The 7,697-nt window shown below is 67.4% G+C and carries 6 protein-coding genes; 3 read left to right on the forward strand and 3 right to left on the reverse strand.

All coding sequences use genetic code 11. From position 1 onward, the window contains the following. Positions 1 to 122 precede the first annotated feature (122 nt). Positions 123 to 1,571, reverse strand: coding sequence for a hypothetical protein (locus DQW85_RS31275; protein WP_113703398.1), 1,449 nt, complete (start codon positions 1,569 to 1,571; stop codon positions 123 to 125). Positions 1,572 to 1,573: 2 nt separating this feature from the next. Here DQW85_RS31275 and DQW85_RS31280 point away from each other — a divergent pair, with 2 nt between their 5' ends. After that, entirely contained in the window at positions 1,574 to 2,302 is a 729-nt protein-coding gene (locus tag DQW85_RS31280) for a hypothetical protein (protein ID WP_113703399.1), read from the forward strand. Between the two features lie 105 nt (positions 2,303 to 2,407). Continuing rightward, positions 2,408 to 2,881, forward strand: a complete 474-nt coding sequence (locus DQW85_RS31285) for a tyrosine-type recombinase/integrase (RefSeq protein WP_113703400.1) — start codon at positions 2,408 to 2,410, stop codon at positions 2,879 to 2,881. Positions 2,882 to 2,987: 106 nt separating this feature from the next. On the opposite strand, the gene DQW85_RS31290 is transcribed toward DQW85_RS31285, so the two are convergent. Both DQW85_RS31290 and DQW85_RS31295 read right to left on the reverse strand, forming a co-directional pair. Further along, positions 2,988 to 4,199, reverse strand: coding sequence for an acyl-CoA dehydrogenase family protein (locus DQW85_RS31290; protein ID WP_113703401.1), 1,212 nt, complete (start codon positions 4,197 to 4,199; stop codon positions 2,988 to 2,990). 109 nt (positions 4,200 to 4,308) lie between these two features. Next, entirely contained in the window at positions 4,309 to 5,748 is a 1,440-nt protein-coding gene (locus tag DQW85_RS31295) for a helix-turn-helix transcriptional regulator (RefSeq protein ID WP_113703402.1), read from the reverse strand. Between the two features lie 312 nt (positions 5,749 to 6,060). On the opposite strand from DQW85_RS31295, the gene aceA reads away from it, so the two are divergent. Next, complete coding sequence (aceA, locus tag DQW85_RS31300) at positions 6,061 to 7,353, forward strand: isocitrate lyase (protein WP_113703403.1); 1,293 nt, start codon at positions 6,061 to 6,063, stop codon at positions 7,351 to 7,353. The last annotated feature ends 344 nt before the right edge of the window (positions 7,354 to 7,697 follow it).

Raw genomic sequence — 7,697 nt, forward strand, 5'->3', positions numbered from 1 at the left:
AGACGACGTCGGCGGGCAACCACCCCGATTTTCAGCCCAGAACGGGCCTGCCGTCAGGCAGACCGAAGACTAACCCCTACTCTCACGTGCACTTCGTATGGAAGTCGCGGCCGTACGCCGGATTATGTGACGGATCCGGCTGATCCGGTCCAGTCTCGCAGGTCGACAGGTCCGTAGAGTTCGACGGCGAGTGACCCGGAGGGGCGGACCAACGTACCCGCGCTGCTTCTGGCCCGGCTGTCAAGGCGCTGCTGATCCGCCTTGATGTGACGGCTGTAGAGGTGAAGGCACGCGCTCATCAAACCTGCGGGCACGGTGGACAAAACGAGTCCGGTCAGCGGTGGCATGCCTGAGAACCCTGTGACGATGTTGGAGATCAACCCTACTGCGCCGGGGACGGTGCGCTCAGTCCTACTGACCCAGCGTGAGAGGGACCGCAGCCGCGTCCATTCCGTGTGCTCTCCCTGCAGTCGTGCGCCGAGAGCCACTTCCAGGTGGCGATAATAGATCCTCATCGTGTCCAGGAGTGCCGCGCATGATGCGCGCGGTTCGAGTTCGTCGGCTCGACGCACGCCCTTCAGATAGTCGTGGAACTCATCGCTCTCGCGGATCTCCCAGACCTGGTCGGGGGTGAGGTAGCTCGCCAGGATGCGGATGTCGCGCTGGATCGCGTTGAGATCGTGGTCGAGGATGGAGCGTTCCGGTACCATCATCTGATCGTCGCGGATATGCCAAGGGCGATGGGTTCCGAAGACCCGGTCCACGTGGTCGGCGTAGGGGGCTGGGAATATCGAGTGCAGGTTCAGATTGGTCGCCACGACTCCTAGGGACAGCACGGAGATCTGCGCGCGTATCAGCTGGGCCAGAGCGTGCTCTTTTTTCTCGTCCAACCGGTCGGCGAACTCCCAGAACTCGGTGCGCCGGTAGAAATCGGATCGATTCTCGGCCGTGGCCTGGGGCACGTAGTCGGTCAGTCGGCTGCTGAAAGCCCCCAGACCCACCTCCGCCCAGGCCTCCCGCTCGAGGAACTTGTTCTCGACCAGCTCGTGCATCAACTGTCGATTTTCCTCGGTGGTCGTGCATGCGACCTCGGGGTTGGTGCCGTCGAGCGACTTGGCGAAGGTGTGCAGAAGGTCTGGGCCGAGGTCCTGGTATTGCTTGTGCCGCAGCATCGCGTCCGCGAGCTCTTCGAACGAAGAGACCGACTCACGCAGGGCTGGAACGATCACGCCTTCACGCAGAAAATCTCGGTATTGGGGTTGCCCGGACTCCTGGTCGAGAAGGCGCATCAGCTCCCTGCTCAGCAGGAGACTCACGTCCTCGACCACGAGGCGGCGGTGCGTGAGGAGATTGTAGTTCAAGTTGGTCCGGAACTCGGAGGTACGCCAGTGCAGCTTCTTCGCGGGAGTCTTGCGGGTTTGGCCACGGGCCCGTACGAAAGCGTGATCCATGGCCGACCAGAACGCGTCGGGGGTGCCGAGTGGTTCGGTGATCGAAGACAAGCTCATCTGCGCCTCGCCGAACTCCGCCGGAGACTGTCCGTCCAGCCTCGTGTGAGTCGAGGATGACACCTATGCCGCTGTCATCCGGGATACGCAACGGGAATGTCACCCTGGTCGCCATGTACGGTGAGAAGCCCGACGCCGTCAAGGACCTGATCGTCACCATTCAGGAAATTCTGGCCGGTGGCCTGGGGCAGTCATTCGAGCCGCATCCGCTGGATCAGATCCATTGCACGATCATCGGCCTCGAAGGCGTGCTGCCGAACGACAGCGGTCAGGTCCTCAACAGAAACTATCTCGAACTCAGGCACGAGCAGAGACACATGGATCTCGCCGCGGCGGCCCAAATGCTGAATGATCTGCAGTTGCAGGTCCGTATCGGAGGATACCGGTTGGATCGGGATTATGGGTTCACCAGTCGCGGCTCGCACCCGTACAACCGGTCCTTCTCGTTCCAGCAAGGCCGCGCCGTTGTCGTTGGATGGGCGGAGGGCGACAAGCTGAACGAGGCTCGCCGCGCGTTCCAGGCGGCGAACATCTTGCACAAGTACCACGCGGATCCATTGAGTCGTGACAACGATCTGTACTTGGTCATCGGGCGAGCCGCGCGCACATCGGCCGCCGATCGGGTCCTGCTCACGGTGCGGGAATATTTGGCAGGACATGCGCTCCGGCTGGCTATTGGACAGGAGAATCTTTCGGTCGTCACGTACAAAGACTCGGCTCTGCTTTCATCCGGGTGCGCCGTCATCCCGATACCAGTGCCGGAGGATCGACTGCGGAACCTGTATCAGGAATAAGCGATGGCCAGCGCCGGAATCCAGAGATCGCGGCCTGCCTGGGTGGTGACCGCAGGCGGGCAGCGAGGATGATTGCGAACCTATCGCCACGCCCGGCGAGCCGCGATGGGCGGCTGGACGGATTCCTTGCCGATCGCGCTCGCCCAGCTGGCGGGGATCAGTGCACAGAGAGCGGAAGCGGCCGTACACCTTGCCGTGGGAGAAGCTCAGCGGGAAGCCGCATACCCACGACCTGCTGTTCCGTTGGGCCACCGACGACTTACACATTCGGCACCGCAGCTACGACGAGACCATCTGGAAGCCCGCGCTCGTCGCGGCCGGGTCATCCCGGCACCGACCAAGGACGCACGAGGCAGGCGAAGGTACCTCACGTCTCGACAGCAGGGCACGCACCAGCTCCGCCACTACTTCGCCAGCGTCACCCTGGCAGGTGGCGTGACCATCAAGGATCTATCCGAGTACCTAGGGCACGCCGACCCGGCGCTTACTCTGCGTGTCTACGCTCACATGCTGCCTTCGTCGCACGACCGGGTACGCGAAGCCATCGACCGGCAGTTCCGTCGGCCAGGATCCCCCTGAGGCATGAGACAGAACTGGCGTCTGACGCCTGATGATCCGTCGGCTGGGGAAGGCGTGGCGAGACAACCGCCCTATGGCCATGCCAGCCGCCTGACCTGCGGAATTCTTACTTCACCGGCAGGCCCGTCACCGCGCGGCCAATGATGAGCCGCTGGATCTCCGACGTGCCCTCGAAGATCGTGTAGATCTTGGCGTCGCGGTGGAAGCGCTCCACCGGATGCTCCCTCGTGTAGCCGGCTCCGCCGAGGATCTGGATCGCCTGCTCCGTCACCCACACCGCCGTCTCGCCCGACACCAGCTTCGACATCGAGCCCTCCGCCTGCCCGAAGCGCTTGCCGGTCCTGGCCATCCAGGCGGCGCGCCAGGTCAGCAGGCGGGCCATGTCCACGCGGGTGGCCATCTCCGCCAGGAGGAACGCGATGGCCTGGTTCTCGCCGATCTTGCGGCCGAACTGCTCGCGCTCGCGGGCGTAGTCCCTGGCGTACTCGTAGGCGGCGCGCGCGATGCCGACCGCCATGGCGGCGACGGAGGGGCGGGTGGTCTCGAAGGTGCGCATGGCCGCCTGCTCGCCGGCGCGTTCGCCGCCGCGGACCCTCGCGAGCCGGGCGTCGAGCTTCTCCTTGCCGCCCAGCAGGCACGAGCCGGGGACGCGGACGTCGTCCAGGACGACCTCGGCGGTGTGGGAGGCGCGGATGCCGTGCTTCCTGAACTTCTGGCCCATGGACAGGCCGGACGTGCCGGGCGGGATGACGAACGTGGCCTGGCCGCGGGTGCCGAGCTCCGGCTCGACGGAGGCGACGACCACGTGGACGTTGGCGATGCCGCCGTTGGTGGCCCAGGTCTTGACGCCGTTCAGCACCCAGTCGCCCCGGTCGTGGACGGCGCGGGTGCGGATGGAGCCCACGTCGGAGCCGGCGTCGGGCTCGGAGACGCAGAAGGCGCCGACCTTGACGTCGTTCGGGGTGCCGAACATCTGGGGCAGCCACTCCCCCAACTGCTCCGGCGTGCCGTTGGCCGACAGCGCGGCGGCGGCGAGGCCGGTGCCGACGATGGCCAGGCCGATGCCGGCGTCGCCCCAGAAGATCTCCTCGAACGCCACGGGCAGCGCCAGGCCGCTCTCCTCGAACCACTGGGTGGCGAAGAAGTCGAGCGAGTACAGCCCGATCTTGGCGGCGTCCTGGATGACGGGCCAGGGGGTCTCCTCGCGCTCGTCCCACTCGGCCCCGGCGGGGCGGATCACGTCGCGGGCGAAGGCGTGCACCCAGTCGCGTACCTCGACCACGTCACCGCTGAGCTCCAGACTGAACCCGCCGCTCATGCACGCTCCCTGAAACGTCCCCGGGTGACACCACCCTACCGGCGGGTAGCCTGCGCGGCCAGGCGATTGGATCATCCGGATGATCTCGCCCGGTCCCGGCGCGGGGCGGTCACATCGTGGCGGCGTGCCGTTCGAGGAAGGTGTAGACGTCGGCCTCGTCCACGCCGGGGAACGAACCGGGCGGCAGCGCGGCCAGGACGTGCGAGTTGGCGCGGGCCGACGGCCAGGCGTAGCCCTCCCAGCGTTCGGCCAGCTCGGCGGGCGGGCGGCGGCAGCAGTCGCCGTTGGGGCAGTTGGACTTGGTGCGGCTGGTCGTCTCGCGGCCCCGGAACCAGCGCGACTCCCGGTAGGGCACGCCGAGCGTGATCGCGAAATCGCGCTCGCGCGAGGGGTCGACGTGGGCGACGCAGAAGTAGGTGCCGGTGGGCGAGTCGGAGTATTGGTAGAAGACGGAGAACCGGTCGGGCGAGGCGAACACCTGCCGCCCCGACCACTGCAGGCACATCCGCTGCCCCTCGATCGCCCCCTGCTCGTCGGCCGGGAAGACGATGCCGTCGTTCTCGTACGCCTTGTAGATGGTGCCGCCGGCGTCGTTGCGGACGAAGTGGCAGACCAGCCCGAGGTGGTGGGTGGCGAGGTTGGTGAAGCGGTGGGCGGCCATCTCGTAGGAGACGGCGAACACGTCGCGCAGGTCCTCCACCGACACCGCCCGGTCGGCCTTGGCCTCCTGGAGGTAGGGGGCGGCGGCCTTCTCCGGGACGAGCACGGCGGCGGCGAAGTAGTTGGCCTCGGTGCGCTGGCGCAGGAAGTCGGCGAAGTCGCGGGGCTTGCCGTGGCCGAGCGCGAGGTGGCCGAGGGTCTGCAGCAGGATGGTCCGCGGTGTGTGCATGCCGAGCTGCTCGTGCTTGACGTAGATGCGGCGGTTGCGCAGGTCGGTGATGGAGCGCACGGAGCGGGGCAGGTCCTGGGCGGTGTGCACGGTGTAGCCGAAGTGGGTGACCAGCGCCTGGATCATGCTCTGCGACAGGGCGCCGGTGCGGTAGCCGACGGAGGCGAGCGATTCGGCGGCGGCCTTCTCGATCTCGGGGAAGTAGTTGCCGAGCTCGCGCTGCCTGCGCCGCAGCTCGGCGTTGGCGGCCCTGGCCTCCTCCGGGGTGGCGGTGCCCCTGGCCTGGCGGGCGCGCAGCTCGCCGTACAGGCCGAGGATGTGTTCGAGCACGTCGTTGGGCACCCGCGCGGAGACCTTGAGCCTGGGCAGGCCGAGCGAGGCGTAGAGAGGGTCGCGCTGCGCCTCCTCCAGCGCGATCTCCAGCTGGGCGCGCCGGTTGGGCGGCTGGCGGCGCAGCAGCTCCTCGACGGGCACGCCGAGCGCGGTGGCGAGCGACTTGAGCAGGGAGAGCTTCGGCTCCCGCTTGCCGTTCTCCAGCAGTGAGAGCTGGCTGGGCGCCCTGTCGACGCGCGTGCCCAGGTCGGAGAGGGTAAGGCCGCGCTGTTTGCGCAGGTGGCGCAGGCGTTGCCCGAACGCGAGGAGATCGAGCTCCTGCGTCAAAGACAGCGGTTCTTCACCCATCAAGGACACCATGCGGCAATCTTAGACAGAAATTCTGGCCATCTTCCAGCCCGGACCTGCGACAAAGGGCGGACAAGGGGGCGATCCGGCCCGCCCGCACCCCGCCCGCCATCCGCCCTGAGATTGGTCTAGTCCAACGGGAAAAGTCGCGTTTTCTTCACCCTGTAATACTCCTAAGTATTTTCTCGAAGAGAATTTTCGCGCTTCTTCGCCTCGTCAATCGCTTCTGATCATGGGATCGGAGGGCAGACACTCGACACAGGCCCCAGGGGACGACAAAGGAGTGGAAACATGAACGATCGCCTCAAGGGAGCTGCTGAGCAGCTGCGGGACGAATGGGAGAACGACCCTCGCTGGGAGGGTGTCGAGCGCACCTACAGCCCCGAAGACGTGATCAAGTTGCGTGGCAGTGTCCAGGAGGAGCACACGCTCGCCCGGCTCGGCGCCGAGCGGCTGTGGCGGCTGCTGCACACCGAGGACTACGTCCACGCTCTTGGCGCGCTGACCGGCAACCAGGCCGTGCAGCAGGTGAAGGCCGGTCTCCAGGCGATCTACCTGTCCGGCTGGCAGGTGGCCGCCGACGCCAACCTGGGCGGTCACACCTACCCCGACCAGAGCCTCTACCCGGCCAACTCGGTGCCCGCCGTCGTGCGCCGCATCAACAACGCGCTGCTGCGCGCCGACCAGATCACCTGGTCGGAGGGCGTGGCCGACGCCCCGCACTGGCTCGCGCCCATCGTGGCCGACGCCGAGGCGGGCTTCGGCGGCGTGCTGAACGCGTACGAGCTGATGAAGGGCATGATCGCCGCCGGCGCGGCGGGCGTGCACTGGGAGGACCAGCTCGCCTCCGAGAAGAAGTGCGGCCACCTGGGCGGCAAGGTGCTCATCCCGACCGGCCAGCACATCAAGACGCTCAACGCCGCCCGCCTGGCCGCCGACGTGGCCGGCGTCCCGTCCCTGATCATCGCGCGGACCGACGCCCAGGCCGCGACGCTCCTGACCAGCGATGTGGACCCCCGCGACCAGCGCTTCACCACCGGCGAGCGCACCTCGGAGGGCTTCTACCGGGTCCGCAACGGCATCGAGTCCTGCATCGCGCGCGGCCTGGCGTACGCGCCGCACTCCGACCTGCTCTGGATGGAGACCGGCACGCCCGACCTCGACGTGGCACGGGAGTTCGCCGAGGCGATCAAGGCCGAGTACCCGGACCAGATGCTCGCCTACAACTGCTCGCCGTCGTTCAACTGGAAGAAGCACCTCGACGACTCCACGATCGCCAAGTTCCAGAAGGAGCTGGGCCACATGGGGTACAAGTTCCAGTTCATCACGCTGGCCGGCTTCCACTCGCTGAACTACTCGATGTTCAACCTGGCCCAGGGCTACGCCAACAGCGGCATGACGGCGTACGTGGACCTGCAGGAGGCCGAGTTCGCGGCCGAGTCGCGCGGCTACACCGCCACCCGGCACCAGCGTGAGGTCGGCACCGGCTACTTCGACCTGATCAGCACGGCCGTCGCGCCCGACTCCTCGACGACCGCGCTCAAGGGTTCGACCGAAGAGGAGCAGTTCGCCACGGCCCACTGACATCCGACTCGCACCCCGACTCGCCGGCCACATCCAGGGCATGGGATGGTTCCCCCGGCGATCCTGGGCCGCGCCAGCCCTCCCCCGGTCTGGCGCGGCCCTTTTTCGCGTCCGGGGCCTCTTGTGGTGCCGTGCGCGGCCTGCCCGGCGGCGACGGCGGTGCCCTCGCCGTCTCCTCGGGCGGTTGCCTGACCTGGGGCTGAGCGCTACGTCGCCGGCCTCACGAGGATCCGGTGGCGGTCGCCGGCGGGGGCCGCGTCGGCGAGGGCGTGACCGGGTCCGGCGACTCGCCGGGCCCGTCCTGCGGGATCGTGCTGATCGACGCGGAGGGCCGGGGGCAGCCG

Origin of the sequence: Nonomuraea lactucae (genome assembly GCF_003313395.1) — a bacterium.
Lineage (GTDB): Bacteria > Actinomycetota > Actinomycetes > Streptosporangiales > Streptosporangiaceae > Nonomuraea > Nonomuraea lactucae.